Below are 16,983 nucleotides of genomic sequence, written 5' to 3'. Positions count from 1 at the left end.
TTGAAGAACCTGCCCGTGATCCAGCCTCCCGAACGCCCCGCTCTCGACACCCGCCTGTCTGCCCGCCTGCAGCTGGTGCGCCCTTCTGCCACCGGCGCCGCTTCGGCCCGCGCCCGCGAACTGGCTGCCCAGGGCCGGGACATCATCAGCCTGAGCGAGGGTGAGCTGGACTTCGACACCCCCGCACATATCCAGCAGGCCGCGGCGCTGGCCATGGCCAGGGGCGAAACGCGCTACACCGATGTCGGCGGCACGCCGCGCCTCAAGCAGGCAGTGGCGTCCAAGTTCCTGCGCGACAACCGGCTGGACTTCCGGCCGGACGAGATCATTGCCGCCACCGGTGCCAAGCAGATTCTCTTCAACGCCATGCTGGCGACGGTCGAGGCCGGTGACGAAGTCATCGTGGTGGCGCCATTCTGGGTTTCGTACTCCGAAATGGTGCGCATCGCGGGCGGGGAACCGGTGGTCGTCACGCCCGACGCCGCCAACGGCTTCAAGCTGACGCCCGCCCTGCTGGCCGCCGCCATCACACCGCGCACCCGCTGGCTGATGCTGAATGCGCCGGGCAATCCTTCCGGCGCGCTGTACACCGCCGACGAACTGCGCGCACTGGCCGAGGTGGTGGCCCGCCATCCCCGGCTGCTGGTGCTTTCGGACGACATCTATGAAGAGATCGTGTTCGAAGGCGAGTTCTGCTCGTTCGCCCAGGCCGCGCCCGCCATGCAGGAACGCACGCTGACGGTGAATGGCGTTTCGAAAGCCTACGCCATGACCGGCTGGCGCCTGGGTTATGCCGGCGGACCCGCGTGGCTGGTCAAGGCGCTCGAACTGCTGCAGTCGCAGAGCACCAGCAACCCGAGCGCCATCAGCCAGGCAGCCGCCGCCGCGGCACTGGAAGGTCCGCAGGACTTTCTCGACGGCTGGCGCGCCCGCCTGAAGGCCCGCCGCGACGAGGCGCTGTCCATCCTTTCGACCGCCGCGCCGCTGCTGTCCATCCGCAAGCCGCCGGCCGCCTTCTATCTGTATGCGGACTGCGCCGCCGCCATCGGCCTGACCACGCCGGGCGGCCTGCTGCTCGGCAACGACGCCGACTTTGCCGCCTACCTGCTGGACGAAGCCGGTGTGGCGGTGGTGCATGGCGCGGCCTTCGGGCTGTCGCCGTATGTACGCCTGGCCTACGCACTGTCGGACGAACGGCTGCGGCTGGCCTGCGAACGCATCGTCGCCGCCTGCCGGGCCCTGCTGCCGCAAGAACAGACCCAGGCCGCATGAACACTCCGACGCCCGCTCATGCCGTGCCCGATCACAGCATCGAGCCTGTCGGCGAACGCTGCCTGCTGATCCGGCTCGGCGAGCAGGTTTCGGTGCGGACCAGCCGCCTCGTGCATGCGGTCACCGCGCTGCTGTTGCAAAAGGCGCTGAACGGCGTGGTCGACGTGGTGCCGGCCTTCACCAGCGTGGCGGTGTACTTCGATCCGATGGCGTTCTCATTCAAGCAGGGCCTGCCTTCGGCCCAGCTGACCGCCGCTATTGCCGATACCCTGGCGGGCGGCGTGCCGGAGCAGGCCGGCGACGGCAGGCTGGTCGTGGTTCCCGCCTGCTACGGCGGAGACTTCGGCCCCGATCTGGAAGAGGTCGCACGGCATTGCGGACTCGACCCCGACGAGTTGATCGCGCTGCACAGCAGCGTCGCCATGACGGTCTATGCCTTCTTCTTCTCGCCCGGCAATTCGTTTGCCGGCCCGGTGGACCCGCGCCTGCAGGTGCCGCGCCGCCGTTCGCCGCGAACCCGGGTGGAAGCCGGGACGGTCGCCATCGCCAACGGCATCACGTCCATCTACCAGGCGACATCGCCGGGCGGCTGGAATCTGCTGGCGCGCACGCCCTGGAACATGTTCGACGTCAAGGCCATGCCGCCAACCCGCCTGCAGCCCGGCGACCGGATGCAGTTCCGGCCCATCGGCATCGATGAATTCCACGCACTGAACGAACGCCGCGAGGCCCGCCCATGAGCCGCGCACTCTCCCACCTGATGAAGGTCGAACGTCCCGGCATGTTCAGCCTGCTGCAGGACCTCGGCCGTCTCGGCCACCAGCAATACGGCGTGTCGGTCAACGGGCCGATGGACGAATGGTCGCACCGGCTGGCCAACGCACTGGTGGGCAATGCCGCTGATGCGGCGGTGCTGGAATGCACCCTGACCGGGCCGCGTGTCTCGTTTTCGCAGGACACGCTGGTCGCCCTTTGCGGCGCCACCTTCCAGGCCCATGTGGAAGGCCGGCCGGTGCCCATGCAAAGGGCGGTGATGGTGCGTGCCGGCGCGGTGCTCGACTTCGGCCCCGCGTCGACGGCGCGCGGGTCTACCTGGCGGTACGCGGCGGCTTCGACACGCTGCCGGTGCTCGGCAGCCGCAGCACCTATGTGCGCGGCGCCCTCGGCGGTTTCGAAGGACGCGCCCTGCGCAAGGGCGACCAATTGCCGGTCGGCGCCATTCGTGGCACCGCATGCCTGCCGCTGGAAGAACTGCGCCGTGAAAGCGGCCTGCCAATGCTGGCCGACCTGCCGCGCCCACCGGCATTGCCGCCATTGCTCGACGGCCCGGACGTCGCGGTGCGTTTCGTGCCCGGCCCGCACTGGGACGCCTTCACGGCCGATGCCCAGCGGAGCTTTTGCAACGAGCCCTTCACCATCACCCAGGACTCCGACCGCATGGGCCAGCGCCTGAGCGGCAGCCCGCTCCAGCTGCGCAGGCCGCTCGAACTGGTGTCGGAGGCAGTGGTCTTCGGCGCGATACAGGTGCCACCGGACGGCCAGCCCATCGTGCTGATGGCCGACCGGCAGAGCGCTGGCGGCTATCCGAAGGTCGGCTACGTCTGCAGCGCCGACCTGCCCGCGCTGGCCCAGGCATTGCCCGGCCAGGCCGTGCGTTTCAGCTCGATCGAGCAGGCCGCGGCCGAACAGCTCTGGGCGAGCTTCGAAACCCGGCTTCGGCGCGCCTGCGGCAACGCTGCCCGCGCCCTGCTCTGACACCGCCATCCAAAGAACCCCACCGACCACCAGCGAAGGAAAGACCAATGCCATCCATCGACATCAACTGCGACATGGGCGAGAGCTTCGGCTCCTGGAACATGGGCCAGGACCTGGAGATCCTCGCCCACGTCACCTCGGCCAACATCGCCTGCGGCTTCCATGCGGGCGACCCGGACGTGATGTTCAAGACGGTGCAGGCGGCCATCGCCAGCAACGTCGCCGTCGGCGCCCACCCCGGCCTGCCCGACCTGCAGGGTTTCGGTCGCCGCGCCATGGCCATGACACCGGCCGAGGTCTACAACCTGACCATCTACCAGGTCGGCGCGCTGCAGGCATTCGCCCAGACCCAGGGTTCGTCGCTGCACCACGTGAAGACCCACGGCGCGCTCTACAACATGACCATGCGAGACCCCGCGCTGGCCCGAGCCTGTGCCCAGGCGGTGCACGACTACGACCCCGGTTTGCTGGTCTATGTGGCCAACCCCAACATGGCCGAAGCCGCCCAGACGCTCGGCCTGCCGGTGGCTTTCGAGGTCTATGCCGACCGCAGCTACCAGGACGACGGCACGCTGACCCCGCGCAACCTGCCTCACGCCATGATCGAAGACGTGGATCAGGCCATCACGCAGGTCAAGCGCATGGTGATCGACGGTGTGGTGCGTTCGCTGTCCGGCAAGGACGTGAAGATCGCCGCCGACACCCTGTGCATCCATGGCGACCAGCCCGGCGCGGCCGTGTTCGCCAAACGCATCCGTGCGGCCCTGGCAGCCGACGGCATCGATGTCACGACCTGCTGACTCGCGCTCTCCCCTGCCCGATTTCTTATCCGCTTTCCCGTTTCCCCAAGGTAGATCCATGCTTTCCAGCCAGAAATCCCGCCCCGTACTGACCGGCATCGCGCTCGGCCTTGCCCTGATGCTCGGCGTCGCCGGTGTGCACGCACAGACCCGTGGCGGCACGCTGCGTGCCATTGCCCAGCCCGAGCCGCCGACCCTGATGCTGGGCCTGAACCAGCAGACGCCCACCCAGTACGTGGCGGGCAAGATCTATGAAAGCCTGCTGACCTGGACACCCGATCTCAAGCCGATGCCCGGCCTGGCGAAGTCGTGGACCGTGTCGCCCGACGGCAAGCTGTATTCGTTCGAACTGCAGAGCGGCGTCAAGTGGCACGACGGCAAGCCGTTCTCATCGGACGACGTGGTTTTCAGCGTGGACAAGTTCCTGCGCGAGGTGCATCCGCGGGCGCGGGTCATCATCAACCAGTTCGTCGAGTCGGTGAAGGCGACCGGCCCGAACAAGGTCGAGATCCGCCTGAAGGAACCTTTCGCGCCCTTCCTCAAGTCCTTCGTCAGCGACAACATGCCGATGGTGCCCAAACACCTGTACGACGGCACCGACTACAAGACCAACCCGGCCAACCAGACGCCGGTCGGCACCGGTCCGTTCAGGTTCAAGGAATGGAAGAAGGGCTCCTACATCATCCTGACGCGCAACCCCGACTACTGGCAGAAGGGCAAGCCCTACCTCGACGAGATCGTCTTCAACGTGATCCCCGACGCCGCATCGCGCGCCGTGGCCTTCGAACGCGGCGACGTGCAGGTGGTCAGCGCCAACGATGTCGACAACGTCGACGTGACCCGCCTGAAGAAGGTGCCCAACACGCTGACCACCACCGCCGGCTGGGAGATGTTCTCCAAGCAGGCCTACATCCAGATGAACATGCGCAAGCCGCCGTTCGACAACGTGAAGGTGCGCCAGGCGGTGATGGAGGCCGTCAACCGCAAGTTCGTGGTCAACAACATCTTCTTCGGCCTGGGCAAGATCGCCACCGGCCCCATCTCGTCGACCACGCCTTTCTACGACGCCAACGTCCCGGCCTACACCTTCGACCTGAAAAAGGCACGCGCGCTCATCAAGGAATCGGGCGTCGATGTTTCGAAGACCCCGATCAAGATCCTGTCGTACCCCTACGGCGCGACCTGGGACCGCCTGGGCGAATACACCCGCCAGGCGCTGGAACAGGTCGGTTTCAAGGTCGAGATCGAATCCGCCGACGCCGGCACCTGGGCCAAGCGAGTGTCCGACTTCGACTTCGACATGACCTTCAGCTTCACCTCGCAGTACGGTGATCCGGCGCTGGGCGTGGCACGCCTCTACCTGGCGCGCAACATGGTCAAGGGCTCGGCCTTCGTCAACAACCAGGGCTACAACAACCCGGCGATGGACGTCGCCTGGGACAAGGCCGCCGCCGCCACCTCGGTGGAAGAACGCCAGCGCCTGTACAGCACGATCCAGAAGACGCTGGTCGAGGAAGTCGCCAACGGCTACCTGTTCGAGATGGAAATCCCGACCATGTACAGCGCCAAGGTGCACAACCTGATCCAGACCGCCATCGGCCTGAACGACACCTTCGCCAACGTCTACATCGACAAGTAAGTCGAGCGCTGCCCTGTCCCCGGAAACCCGCGATGAAGAACCTGTCCTTCCTGATGTCCCGACTTGGAAAGGCGGTCTTCGTCGTCCTGGGTGTGGTGATCGTCAACTTCCTGCTGATCCGCCTGGCGCCGGGCGACCCCGCCTCGGTGATGGCGGGCGAATCCGGATCGTCGGACCCCGCCTATGTCGACCAGTTGCGCCATGAGTTCGGCCTCGACAAGCCGGTGTGGATGCAACTGGCCATCTACCTGCGCGGCGTGCTGCGGCTCGACCTCGGTTTCTCGTACCGCGAACGGCTGCCGGTGTTCGACCTCATCCTCGACCGCCTGCCCGCCACCCTGCTGCTGATGGGCTGCGCCTTCGTGTTCTCCATCGTGCTGGGTGTGCTGGTCGGGGTGATCGCATCGCGCGCAAGGTACCGCGGCAGGTTCCCGGCGCTGGACAGCGCGCTGATGACCGTGTCGCTGCTGATTTACGCCACGCCCCAATTCTGGCTGGCCCTGCTGGCCATCATCTTCTTCAGCCTGCAGCTGGGCTGGCTGCCGCCCTTCGGCATGGAGACGGTGGGCGCCAACCTGACCGGCCTGGCGCACGTCAGGGACGTGGCCGTGCACCTGATATTGCCCACGCTGTCGCTGGGCTGCTTTTTCATGGCTGTGTATGCCCGGCTGACCCGCGCATCCATGCTCGAAGTGCTGGGCATGGACTTCATCAAGACCGCCCGCGCCAAGGGTGTTCCGGTCGGCGAGATCGTCCGCCACCACGCACTGCGCAACGCCCTGCTGCCGGTGGTCACCTTCGCCGGCATCCAGCTGGGGCAGATGGCCGGCGGCGCGGTGCTGACCGAGACGGTGTTCGGGTGGCCGGGCATCGGCCGGCTGCTCTTCGACGCACTCATGCAGCGCGACTACCAATTGCTGCTCGGCGTGTTCCTGGTGACTTCCACCCTGGTGGTGGTGTTCAACCTGCTGACCGACCTGGCTTACCGGTTCGTCGATCCCCGAATCGGCGACGCCTGAAGGACTATCCATCGTGAAGATTTTCATGCGGCGATTCATCGCCAACCGCGGCGCGGCCCTGGGCCTCGTCCTGCTCGTCGTCGTCATCCTGGCCGGCGCATCCGCCTCCCTGGTGTTCGACGAATCCCCCTGGTCGATGGTGGCCGACCCGCTGATCAAGCCCTTCGAGGACGGCAGCTATCCGCTGGGCACCGACATGCTGGGCCGGGACATTGCCGCCGGACTGCTGTATGGCGCACGGGTCTCGTTGCTCATCGGCGTGGTGTCGACCGCGGTGGCGGTGCTGTTCGGCATCCTGGTCGGCGCGCTGGCCGGCTACCACGGCGGCCGCACCGACGACCTGCTGATGCGCGGCACCGAGTTCTTCCAGACCATTCCGCAACTGGCGATGGCACTGGTGCTCGTGGCCATCTTCAAGCCCACCATCTACTCCATCGTCGGAGCCATATCGGCGGTTTCGTGGCCGCCGGTGGCACGCCTGGTGCGCAGCGAATTCATGACCCTCAAGCAGCGTGAATTCGTGCAGGCCGCCATCACCATCGGCCAGACGCCGGCGCGGATCATCTTCTCGCAGATATTGCCCAACGCAGCCTCGCCGATCATCGTCACCGCATCGCTGATGACCGCCACCGCCATCCTCACCGAATCCTCCATGTCCTTCCTGGGCCTGGGCGACCGCAACATGATGAGCTGGGGTTTCATGATCGGCGCTTCACGCACCATGCTGCGCGAGGCTCCGTGGATGAGCCTCTGGCCGGGCTTGGCGATCATGCTGACCGTGCTGTCGATCAACCTCATCGGCGAGGGACTGAACGATGCCCTCAATCCGCAACTGCGCAAGCGCGGAGCATGACCATGGACATGCCCCTGCTCTCGATCAGGAACCTCAGCATCGCCCTGCCCAGGGGCGGCGACCGCGCCTTCGCCGTCCAGGACATCGGCTACGACATCCACGCCGGGGAAATCGTCTGCATCGTCGGCGAATCCGGCTCCGGCAAGTCGATGAGCGCCAACGCCATCATGGGCTTGCTGCCCGACTACCTGCAGCCCCAGCGCGGAGAGATATTGCTCGACGGCCGCGACCTTCTCAAGCTCGACGAAGAAACGCTGCGCGACATGCGCGGCCGCGAGATGGCCATGATCTTCCAGGAGCCGCTCTCGGCCCTGAACCCGCTGCTGACCGTCGGCGAACAGATCGCCGAAGTGATGCGGGTGCACGGCGCCTACCCCGGCCCGGCGCGTGAACAGCGGGTGCTCGAGCTTCTCGAATTCGTCGGCCTGCCCGACCCGGCCACGCTGCGCCATTCCTGGCCCTTCCGCCTGTCAGGCGGCCAGCGGCAGCGGGTGATGATCGCCATGGCGCTGGCTCTGGAGCCCCGTCTTTTGATCGCCGACGAACCCACAACCGCGCTGGACGTCACCACCCAGGCGCAGATCCTGGCGCTGATCGCCCGCATCCAGCGCGAAAAAGGCATGGGCGTGATGTTCGTCACCCACGACTTCGGTGTGGTCGCAGAAATCGCCGACCGGGTGGTGGTGATGGAAAAAGGCGTGATGGTCGAGCAGGGTTCGGCGAGCCAGGTGCTGAACCACCCGCGGCATCCCTACACCCGGCGGCTGATCGCAGCCGTGCCGCACCACCGTGCAGACGGTTCCGCCAGCGCCGCCGTGCGAGGCAAGCCGGTGCTCGAAGTCTCCGACCTTCGCAAAACCTATCGCAGCGGCGGCGGGCTGTTCAAGGCGAAAAGGGTGGTCAACGCGGTGGACGGCGTCAGCTTCAGCGTGCGGCGCGGCCAGACGCTGGGCATCGTCGGTGAATCCGGTTCGGGCAAGTCGACCATCGGCAAATGCCTGCTCAAACTCACCGAGGTCGACGGCGGAACCATGCTGTTCGACGGCGAGGACATCGTGCCTTTGTCCGAGACCGAGTTCCGTCCCAAGCGGCCCAAGATCCAGATGATCTTCCAGGACCCGTTCGCATCCCTGAACCCGCGCCAGACGGTCGGCCGCATCCTGTGCGACGGTCCGTTGGCGGCGGGGGTGCCGCGTGGTCAGGCCGAAGCCCGCGCGCGTGAGTTGCTGCAGCTGGTCGAGCTGGACGTGTCGGCCTTCGACCGCTATCCCGGAGAGTTTTCCGGCGGCCAGCGGCAAAGGGTGGGCATCGCCCGCGCGCTGGCCATGGAACCCAGGCTGATCGTCGCCGACGAATCTGTTTCTGCGCTCGACGTGTCGGTGCAGGCCCAGGTGCTGAAGCTCCTGCGCGATGTCCAGCAGCGTTTGCAGATCGCGCTGATCTTCATCACCCACGACCTGCGGGTGGCCGCACAGATCTGCGACCACCTGCTGGTGATGCATCGCGGCAAGTTGGTCGAACAAGGCCCGCCGGCCCAGATATTCGACGCACCGCAGCATGCGTACACACGCCAGCTGATCGCCGCCATGCCGGGCCGCGAATGGGACCCGTCCAGGGCGGTCACCGCGTGACGCGCGCCCTGCCCGACCTGGCTTTGGCCGCCCGGCTCTTCGACCGGTTGAGCGCCGCTGGCGGCCAGGCCGGCGGCATCACCCGCGACACCTACGGCCAGGGTGAACAACAGGCCCACGCGCTGCTGGCCGACGCCGCCCGGGCTCTCGGCCTGCAGGTGCGGACCGATGCCGCGCTGAACCTTTACATCACCCTGCCCGGCCGCGATCGCGCATTGCCGGTCGTGATGACCGGCTCGCATCTGGATTCGGTACCACTGGGCGGCAACTACGACGGCGCGGCCGGTGTGGTCGCCGGGCTGGCGGTGCTGGCGGGATGGGTCGCCGCCGGCGTAGTGCCGCAACGCGACGTCACCGTGATGGCGATCCGCGCCGAAGAAAGCGCATGGTTCCCGGTGTCCTATATCGGCAGCAAGGCGGCCTTCGGACTGCTGGGCCCCGGCGCGCTGGCGGCCCGCCGTTTCGACAGCGGCCGCACGCTGGCCGAACACCTGGCCGACTGCGGCGGCCGACCCGAGTCGCTGGCCGCGGGCGAGCCGCAGATCAGCGCGGCGGCCATCGACTGTTTTGTCGAACTCCACATCGAGCAGGGCCCGGTGCTGATCGACGGCGGCCACGCGCTCGGTGTGGTCAGCGGCATCTGCGGGAGCCTGCGTTACCGGCAGGCACACATCACCGGCCGCTATGCCCATTCTGGCGCCACCCCGCGCGGGCACCGGCAGGACGCGGTGGTGGCCACGGCAGCCTTCATCCACCACATGCAGTACGAATGGGCCGCCATGGAGTCCGAGGGCCACGAACTCACCGTCACATTCGGCCAGGTCAACACCGACCCGCGCCAGGCCGACTTCAGCAAGGTTTCGGGGCTGGTGGATTTCTGCATCGATATCCGCTCGCGCAGCCCGGCCACGCTGGCCGAAATGGACCGCCGCCTGCACGCCACCGCCAATGCACAGGCGGTGCCGCACGGGGTCGGTTTCAACTTCGGCGATCCGAGCGGCAGTCAGCCCGCCGCCATGGATGCCGGCCTGCAGAACAGCCTGCGCGCCGCACTGGCGCAGGCCGGCCAGGCGGCGTTCACCATGCCCAGCGGCGCCGGCCACGACGCGGCCACTTTCGCGAATGCCGGCGTGCCGTCGGCCATGCTTTTTGTACGCAATGCCAACGGCAGTCACAACCCGGAAGAAGCCATGGACATGGCCGACTTCGCCCTCGGTGCCGCCGTCCTCTGCCAGGTGCTGGGTGAGCGTGCCGGCCTGGCTTCTGCGCACCCGAACACCACCGACATCGTTTCATGAACGCCACCTGCGTCATCGCCCAGCCCATTCATCCCATCGGCGCAGAACTGCTGCGGCGGGCCGGCGTCACCGTCCTCGCAGCGAACGGCCCGGCGGCGCTACGCGAAGCCTTGCCCGGCGCCGACGCCGTCATCGTGCGCGACGGCATCTCTGCCTCGCTGATCGATCTCGCACCGCGCCTGGCCGTCATCGCCAACCACGGCACCGGCACCGACCGGATCGACGTCGCCCATGCTGCCGATCAAGGCATTCCTGTGACCTGCACACCCGGCGCCAACGCCCGCGCGGTGGCAGAACACGCGCTGATGCTGATGCTGGCCGTGTCGCGCCAGGCGGTATCCGCAGACGCCGCCACCCGGCGCGGTCACTGGGCCTATAAGTACCAGCAGCCGACCTTCGGGCTGTATGGCAAGACGCTCGGCATCGCGGGCTTCGGCCGCACCGGCCGTCTGCTGTGCGAGATGGCGGCCGGCGGCCTGGGCATGCGCACCCTGGTGTGGTCGCCCAGCGCCGATCCGTTCGAACTGGCGGCGGCGGGTGTGCAATCGGTGGCGTCGCTGGACGAACTGCTGGTGGCCAGCGATGTGCTGTCCCTGCACCGGCCGCTGCGTGCCGACACCCGCCACATGCTGAACACCGAAACCCTAAGCCGGATGAAACCCGAGGCCATCGTGGTCAATACCTCTCGCGGTGGCCTGATCGACGAAGCCGCGCTGGCCGATGCCCTGGCCGAACGCCGACTGTTCGGCGCCGGTCTGGATGTCTTCGAAAGCGAGCCCCTGCCTGCCAACACCCGCCTTTCGGTGCTGCCCAACGTGGTGCTGACACCGCACATCGCCGGATCGTCGCAAGAGGCGCTGTACGCTACCGCCAGCCAGTGCGCCCGCCAGGTGCTGGCGGCATTGGCCGGTCGGGAACCATCCGACCTGGTGCGACCCGAAGTCTGGGCGCGCCGCCGTTTCAGCAGCATCAGTCCTGTTTCTTCCTGAGTTCCGATGAATCCACCTGTCTTCACCCTCACCCGGGGCACCGTCCCGCTGATCGTTTCCATTCCTCATTGCGGCGAGAACCTGCCCGAGTCCTTTGCCGCGCAGATGACCCCCGCCGCCCGCCTGGTGGCGGACACCGACTGGCACCTGCCCCGGCTGTACGACTTCGTGACGGCCATGGGCGGCTCGATGTTGCGAGCCCACTATTCGCGTTACGTGATCGACCTGAACCGGCCGAGCAGCGGCGAAAGCCTCTATCCGGGCCAGACCACCACCGGCCTCTGCCCGGCCGAAACCTTCCGCGGCGAGCCCTTGTACGCAGAAGGGTTCGCGCCGCCCGACGCCGCCGAAACGGCCCGCCGTGTAGACCGGTTCTGGAAGCCCTATCACGATGCCCTTCAGGGCGAAATCGACCGCATGCGAGCCCTGCACGGCCAGGTCCTGGTATGGGAAGCCCACTCCATCGCCAGCCTGCTGCCCCGTCTTTTCGAGGGCGAACTGCCGGGCCTGAACGTGGGCACCTTCGCCGGCGCCTCGTGTGCTCCGGCCATGCGCGAAGCGGTGGTTTCTGCCACTTCTGCAGGGCCGTTCAGCTGGATCGCCGACGGTCGTTTCAAGGGCGGTTTCATCACCCGCCACTACGGCAGGCCGGCTGACGGGGTTCATACGGTGCAACTGGAGATGACGCAGAAGCTTTATATGGACGAGACCGCGCCTTTCGGCTGGCGGGAGGACCTGGCCTCGGTTGTTTCGCCTACGGTGCAGGCGATGGTGAAAGGGGCTTTCGGGGCGCTTGGGTTGGGGTTGGCTGGTTGAGGTTTGGGTTTGGGGGTTAGCTGCGCTTCGCTCTGTTTTCTTCTTTTACTAATCCGTAGGGGTGAGCCGCTTATGCGCGGGGCAGTCACTTTCTTTTCTGGCAAAAAAGAAAGTAACCAAAGAAAGTTGCCTTCGGGAGCGGGGAATCGCATGAGCGATGGTCGGGACTTCGCTCCGCTTCGCTCCCCTCTCGTCCTCACGGTGGCATTGATGACCGCACCCGGAAAGCCATTGCACGAGGTTCGGGACGCTCGTTCACCAAAAGCTTCACGCTCTGGCATCGGCCATGTTCGATCAACCGCCGCCGTACGGCTTGGGCGAAAACACCGCTTGGAGCGGGATCGTGCGCACTGCCGATCTGCTGGCGAATGGCGAATGGCGGTGGGCCGGGAGCTCTCAACCGGCATCGGTGGTTGGCATCACCCCAGGTACTCGTTCTGGCGCCAAGCTGTATTTCCCACACAAGCCGTACAGCGGTGTTCGATCAAACAAGGCCGATGCCAGAGCGTGAAGCTTTTGGTGAACGAGCGTCCCGAACCTCGTGCAATGGCTTTCCGGGTGCGGTCATCAATGCCACCGTGAGGACGAGAGGGGAGCGAAGCGGATCGAAGTCCCGACCATCGCTCATGCGATTCCCCGCTCCCAAGGCAACTTTCTTTGGTTACTTTCTTTTTTGCCAGAAAAGAAAGTGACTGCCCCGCGCATAAGCGGCTCACCCCTACGGAGTAGCAGAAGAAAGAACCAGAGCGAAGCGGAGATCACAAGACGACCGATCAAAACCCCCACCCGCCGAACCACAACACCCGGCCAACGCCTAGCGCCGCAAAACCCGCCCCGCGTGCTCATCCCGCAGCACCCCGTCGGCAAACGCCAACCGCCCGTTCACCCAAACCCTCTCGACCCCGGCGCTCAGCGCGCGCGGCTCGGCGAAAGTGGCCCGGTCTCCCACTGCCCGCGGGTCGAACAGTACCAGGTCGGCCGCCTTGCCGACCGCCACCAGTCCACGGTCGGCCAGGCCCAGTTCTTCCGCCGTCAGGCCGCTCATCTTGCGGACGGCTGTCTCGAGGCTGAACAGCTTCTCCTCGCGGGCATAGTGCCCCAACACACGCGGGAAAGTCCCCCACAGCCGGGGGTGCGGATGTTCGTCGTGCGGCATGCCGTCCGACCCGACCATCGTCTTGGGGAAGGCCAGGATCCGCCGCACATCGGCTTCGTCCATCATGAAATAGATGGCGCCTGCGGGCATCAGCTTTTCGGCCGCAGCCTCGTCGCTGCAACCCATCTCGACGGCGATGTCCGCCAGCGTGCGGCCGGCATGCTGCGGCATCGGTTCGGACCAACTGACCAGCACCGACGAAGCCCTTGCCACGAACTCCGGCCGCAACACGGTGGACGACGCGTTGTACGGATAGCAGTCGATGGAAACCGGCTGCCGCTCCATCGCCTCGGCAATGCGTTTGAGCGTCTCGACCGAACGCCCGTGGTTGGCTACGCCGGCCAGCTTGTGGTGCGAGATGAGCACCCGCACGCCCAGCCGCCGGCCGATCTCGAAGGTCTCTTCCAGCGCATCGACCACCTTCTCGGCTTCGTTGCGCATGTGGGTGGCGTAGATGCCGCCATGCGCGCGCAACGGTTCCCCGACCGCCACGATCTCGTCAGTGCCGGCATGGCGCGCCGGCGGATAGAAGGTGCCGGTCGACAGGCCGAACGCACCCGCGTTCAGCGCTTCGGCCAGCAGGCGCTGCATGGCGTCGCATTCGGCCGGCGTGGCGCTGCGCTGCAAGTCGTCCATCACGTTGGCGCGCAGGCTCAGGTGGCCGACCAGGCACACCGCGTTGGTGGCCGCGCCCTGGGCGTCGATGGCCTGCAGGTAGTCGGCGAAGGTGGGAAACCGCAGCCACTCGGGCGTGGCGATCAGGTCCAGCGGCGGCGGGATCGGTCCGCGCACCTGGCCCGGCGCCAGGCTCAGGCCGCAGTTGCCGGTCACCACGGTGGTGACGCCCTGCGACAGCTTGGGTGTCATCGCGCCGGGCGTCAGAAGCGCCCGGTCGTCGTGGGTGTGCACGTCGATGAAACCGGGCGACAGCACCCGGCCGGCTGCCTCGATGCGTTCACGCCCGGCATCGGCCGGCAAGGGGCCTACCGCCACGATGCGGCCGTCGGCGATGCCCACATCGGCCACGAAGCCCGGCCGGCCGCTGCCGTCCACCACGGTGGCGCCGACGACGACGATGTCGAATTCGGTTGTCTGGGATGCCGACATGAAATCAAACAGCCGTCGTCTCGAAGCCTTCGAGCCGGCGTTCCAGCCGGCCGATCAGGCCCGACAGCTCGGCCTGGTCGGTGGCGTCCAGGCCGGCGCCCTGCCGGCGCACCGTGGCGCTGGCGATGGCTCCGCGGCGGCGCAGGGTTTCCTTGCGCAGCGCCAGGCCGATGCCGTACTGGAACTCGTGGCGCAGCAGCGGCAGGTAGGCATCGAACAGGTCTTCGGCCTCGGCCGGTCGACCTTGCGCATACAGCTTGCAGACCTGCACCAGCATTTCCGGATAAGCGAATCCGGTCATGGCACCGTCGGCTCCACGGGCCATTTCCTGCGGCAGAAACAAACCTCCGTTGCCCACCAGGATGCTGATGCGGCGACGGCCGGCGGCCTCGCTTTCCTTGCGCAGGCGGCTGAGCTTCTTGAGGCCCGGCAGGTCTTCGTGCTTGAACATCACGACCTGCTCGAACTCGTCCACCAGACGGTGCACGACTTCGACCGACGTCCACACGCCGGTCGACTGCGGAAAGTCCTGCAGGCAGATCGGCACGTCGCGGCCCAGCATGCGGGCGACATCGGCGTAATAGCCGTGGACCTGGCCGTCGGTGCGCAGCCCCGGTGCGGGCGCGACCATCACGCCGGCAGCGCCGCTGTCCATGGCCATGCCGGCCAAACGCGCCACCTGCTGCTGCGCTGCGTGGCTCACGCCGACGACCACCGGTACCCGGCCCGCGACACGGCGCAGCACCTGGCGGGTGAACGTCTGCGACTCCTCGTCGGTCAGGGTGTGGGCCTCGCCCATCATGCCCAGGATGGTCACGCCGGCGACGCCCTTGTCGAGGTAGAAATCGACCAGGCTGTCGGTGCTGGCCAGATCGAGCGCGCCGGTTTCGGTGAAGGGGGTGGCGGCGATGATGTAGACGCCGGTAGCGGATTCGTCGATGCGGGAAGGTTTTGTCATGGTTCAGATGTTGGTCAGGCGCGCGACCAGTCCGGCGCGCGCGTTTTCGAGGTGGCCGCGCATGGCGGCCCGGGCCGCTTCGGGGTTGCGGTCCAGCAGGGCTTGCAAGATCTGTACATGCTCGGCCACACCGGGCTCGAACCGCGCCGGCGCACCGTTCTGGTCGAAGGTGCGGGCCTTGATGCGCAAGTCGTGGATGGCCTGCGCCATCTGCACATTTCCGCCGGCCTGGGCGATGGTGTCGTGCACCAGGTTGTCGATGCGGTGGTTTTCTTCCTTGTCGGTGTTGGCGGTCGCCAGATGGGCACGCACCTGGGCCATCACACGGATGACTTCATGCGGTTCGATACGGGTCGCGGCGGCCGCGGCGGCCTCGCCTTCGAGCAGCATTCGCATCTGCAGGATCTCGAGGTACTGGCGCAGCGTGGGTTCGCGCACCATCAGCTGGCCGCGCGGCGTGCGCACCGCAAACCCCCCGCCGATCAGCCGGCTCATGGCCTCGCGCAAGGGCGTGCGCGAAATGCCCAGCGTGGCGGCCAGCGTGCGTTCCTGCAGCGGCTCGTCCAGTGCGATGCGGCCGAGCTGGATCATCTCCAGCAGCGTGCGATAGGCATCGCCGGCCAGGTCCGGAATCTCTTCGGCCGGCGCGATGGGCCCCAGTTCACGCATCGGCGAACACCATCGCGTCGGCAGCGCCGAAGCCCCAGGCCAGCGGCTGGCCGGGCCGGCGGTCAGCCTCGGGCAGGCCGATGGGGGCATAGGCGACCACCGTGTTGCCGGCGTCCTCGATGAACAGTTTCCAGTGCAGGCCGCAGAAAGTGGCCGCCACCACCCTGCCCTCGCGGCGCAGGTCGGTGCCGGTCAGCTGCCTGCCGGTGCGCACATGTTCGGGCCGCACCGCCAGGCGCTCCCCGCCCTGCTCGATGAAGTTGCATTCGCCCAGGAAGCCCGCCACGAAGGCGGAGGCCGGCCGTCGATACAGGCCTTCAGGTGTGCCGCTTTCGACGATGCGGCCCTGGTCCATGATGACGATGCGGTCGGACAGATTCATGGCCTCGTCCTGGTCGTGGGTGACGAACACCACCGTCAGGCCCAGGTCGTGGTGCAGCTTCTTCAACTGCAGCTGGATGGCCTGGCGCAGGTTCTTGTCGAGCGCCCCCAGCGGTTCGTCCATCAGCAATATGTCGGGCCGGAACACCAGCGCCCTGGCTAGTGCGGCCCGCTGCTGCTGGCCGCCCGAAAGCGCGCCCGGCAGCCGGTCGGCCAGCGCACCCATGCTCACCAGTTCCAGCGCATCGCCGACCTTGCGGCGGATGTCCTCGTGGTTGAGCTTGCGCATGCGCAGTGCGAAGGCGACGTTCTCGAAGACGGTCATGTGCGGAAACAGCGCGTAGTTCTGAAACACCATCCCGATGTTGCGGTCGGCGATCGGCATGGCGGTCACGTCGCGGCCGGCGATACGCACGCTGCCGCTGTCCGGCGCCTCGAAGCCCGCGATGATCTTCAGCAGCGTGGTCTTGCCCGAGCCGGATGCGCCGAGCAACGTGCAGAACTCGCCGCGCGCCACCGACAGGTCGACCGATGGAAGCGCGACGGTTTTGCCATACGACTTGCGGATGGCGGCCAGGGAAACGTCCTTGCCCTGGCGTTCGGTGGCGGGGGCTGCGGTCTCGGAAAAGGTTGCGGACAT

General features: G+C 67.0%; 15 protein-coding genes and 1 pseudogene. 12 read left to right on the top strand and 4 right to left on the bottom strand.

Going from position 1 to position 16,983, the window contains the following annotated elements; translation table 11 throughout:
* Positions 1 to 15 precede the first annotated feature (15 nt).
* The 12 genes and pseudogenes from AC3ANW_RS10290 to AC3ANW_RS10235 all read left to right on the top strand — a co-directional run bounded on the left by AC3ANW_RS10290 (position 16) and on the right by AC3ANW_RS10235 (position 12,583).
* Positions 16 to 1,272, top strand: coding sequence for a pyridoxal phosphate-dependent aminotransferase (locus AC3ANW_RS10290; protein ID WP_488345077.1), 1,257 nt, complete (start codon positions 16 to 18; stop codon positions 1,270 to 1,272).
* Positions 1,269 to 2,012, top strand: coding sequence for a 5-oxoprolinase subunit PxpB (gene pxpB, locus AC3ANW_RS10285; protein ID WP_488345076.1), 744 nt, complete (start codon positions 1,269 to 1,271; stop codon positions 2,010 to 2,012). Before AC3ANW_RS10290 ends, pxpB begins: the two co-directional genes overlap by 4 nt.
* Positions 2,009 to 3,027: pseudogene (locus AC3ANW_RS10280) on the top strand (5-oxoprolinase subunit C family protein). The gene pxpB and the pseudogene AC3ANW_RS10280 overlap by 4 nt, the downstream one beginning before the upstream one ends.
* Before the next feature lie 47 nt (positions 3,028 to 3,074).
* The gene (locus AC3ANW_RS10275) at positions 3,075 to 3,827 is read left to right on the top strand and encodes a LamB/YcsF family protein (protein ID WP_488345075.1); all 753 of its coding nucleotides are present in this window, start codon (positions 3,075 to 3,077) and stop codon (positions 3,825 to 3,827) included.
* A 58-nt stretch (positions 3,828 to 3,885) separates the two neighbouring features.
* The gene (locus AC3ANW_RS10270; protein WP_488345074.1) at positions 3,886 to 5,466 is read left to right on the top strand and encodes an ABC transporter substrate-binding protein; all 1,581 of its coding nucleotides are present in this window, start codon (positions 3,886 to 3,888) and stop codon (positions 5,464 to 5,466) included.
* 32 nt (positions 5,467 to 5,498) lie between these two features.
* On the top strand, positions 5,499 to 6,485 hold the full coding sequence (locus tag AC3ANW_RS10265) for an ABC transporter permease (protein WP_488345073.1): 987 nt from the start codon (positions 5,499 to 5,501) through the stop codon (positions 6,483 to 6,485).
* Positions 6,486 to 6,498: 13 nt separating this feature from the next.
* Complete coding sequence (locus tag AC3ANW_RS10260; RefSeq protein ID WP_488345072.1) at positions 6,499 to 7,338, top strand: ABC transporter permease; 840 nt, start codon at positions 6,499 to 6,501, stop codon at positions 7,336 to 7,338.
* Positions 7,335 to 8,969 (top strand): ABC transporter ATP-binding protein, encoded by a 1,635-nt coding sequence (locus AC3ANW_RS10255; protein WP_488345071.1) that lies wholly within the window; start codon positions 7,335 to 7,337, stop codon positions 8,967 to 8,969. The genes AC3ANW_RS10260 and AC3ANW_RS10255 overlap by 4 nt, the downstream gene beginning before the upstream one ends.
* The gene (locus AC3ANW_RS10250; protein WP_488345070.1) at positions 8,966 to 10,267 is read left to right on the top strand and encodes a Zn-dependent hydrolase; all 1,302 of its coding nucleotides are present in this window, start codon (positions 8,966 to 8,968) and stop codon (positions 10,265 to 10,267) included. The genes AC3ANW_RS10255 and AC3ANW_RS10250 overlap by 4 nt, the downstream gene beginning before the upstream one ends.
* Entirely contained in the window at positions 10,264 to 11,256 is a 993-nt protein-coding gene (locus AC3ANW_RS10245; RefSeq protein WP_488345069.1) for a hydroxyacid dehydrogenase, read from the top strand. Before AC3ANW_RS10250 ends, AC3ANW_RS10245 begins: the two co-directional genes overlap by 4 nt.
* Before the next feature lie 6 nt (positions 11,257 to 11,262).
* On the top strand, positions 11,263 to 12,072 hold the full coding sequence (hutG, locus tag AC3ANW_RS10240; RefSeq protein WP_488345068.1) for an N-formylglutamate deformylase: 810 nt from the start codon (positions 11,263 to 11,265) through the stop codon (positions 12,070 to 12,072).
* 286 nt (positions 12,073 to 12,358) lie between these two features.
* Positions 12,359 to 12,583 carry a hypothetical protein gene (locus tag AC3ANW_RS10235; RefSeq protein ID WP_488345067.1) on the top strand — a complete coding sequence of 75 codons (225 nt, stop codon included), beginning with the start codon at positions 12,359 to 12,361 and terminating at the stop codon, positions 12,581 to 12,583.
* A 303-nt stretch (positions 12,584 to 12,886) separates the two neighbouring features.
* On the opposite strand, the gene AC3ANW_RS10230 is transcribed toward AC3ANW_RS10235, so the two are convergent.
* The 4 genes from AC3ANW_RS10230 to AC3ANW_RS10215 are packed head-to-tail and all read right to left on the bottom strand — an operon-like array spanning position 12,887 to position 16,983.
* Entirely contained in the window at positions 12,887 to 14,335 is a 1,449-nt protein-coding gene (locus tag AC3ANW_RS10230; RefSeq protein WP_488345066.1) for an N-acyl-D-amino-acid deacylase family protein, read from the bottom strand.
* Between the two features lie 4 nt (positions 14,336 to 14,339).
* A complete protein-coding gene (locus tag AC3ANW_RS10225) occupies positions 14,340 to 15,293 on the bottom strand; it encodes a dihydrodipicolinate synthase family protein (protein WP_488345065.1) in 954 nt (317 codons plus the stop codon).
* A gap of 3 nt (positions 15,294 to 15,296) precedes the next feature.
* Positions 15,297 to 15,962, bottom strand: a complete 666-nt coding sequence (locus tag AC3ANW_RS10220; protein ID WP_488345064.1) for a GntR family transcriptional regulator — start codon at positions 15,960 to 15,962, stop codon at positions 15,297 to 15,299.
* On the bottom strand, positions 15,955 to 16,983 hold the full coding sequence (locus AC3ANW_RS10215; RefSeq protein ID WP_488345063.1) for an ABC transporter ATP-binding protein: 1,029 nt from the start codon (positions 16,981 to 16,983) through the stop codon (positions 15,955 to 15,957). The genes AC3ANW_RS10220 and AC3ANW_RS10215 overlap by 8 nt, the downstream gene beginning before the upstream one ends.

It is taken from the genome of Xylophilus sp. PBN-3R, assembly GCF_057747805.1.
The sequence above is the reverse complement of the archived record's forward strand: the minus strand, read 5'-3'. Positions and strand labels throughout refer to the sequence as shown.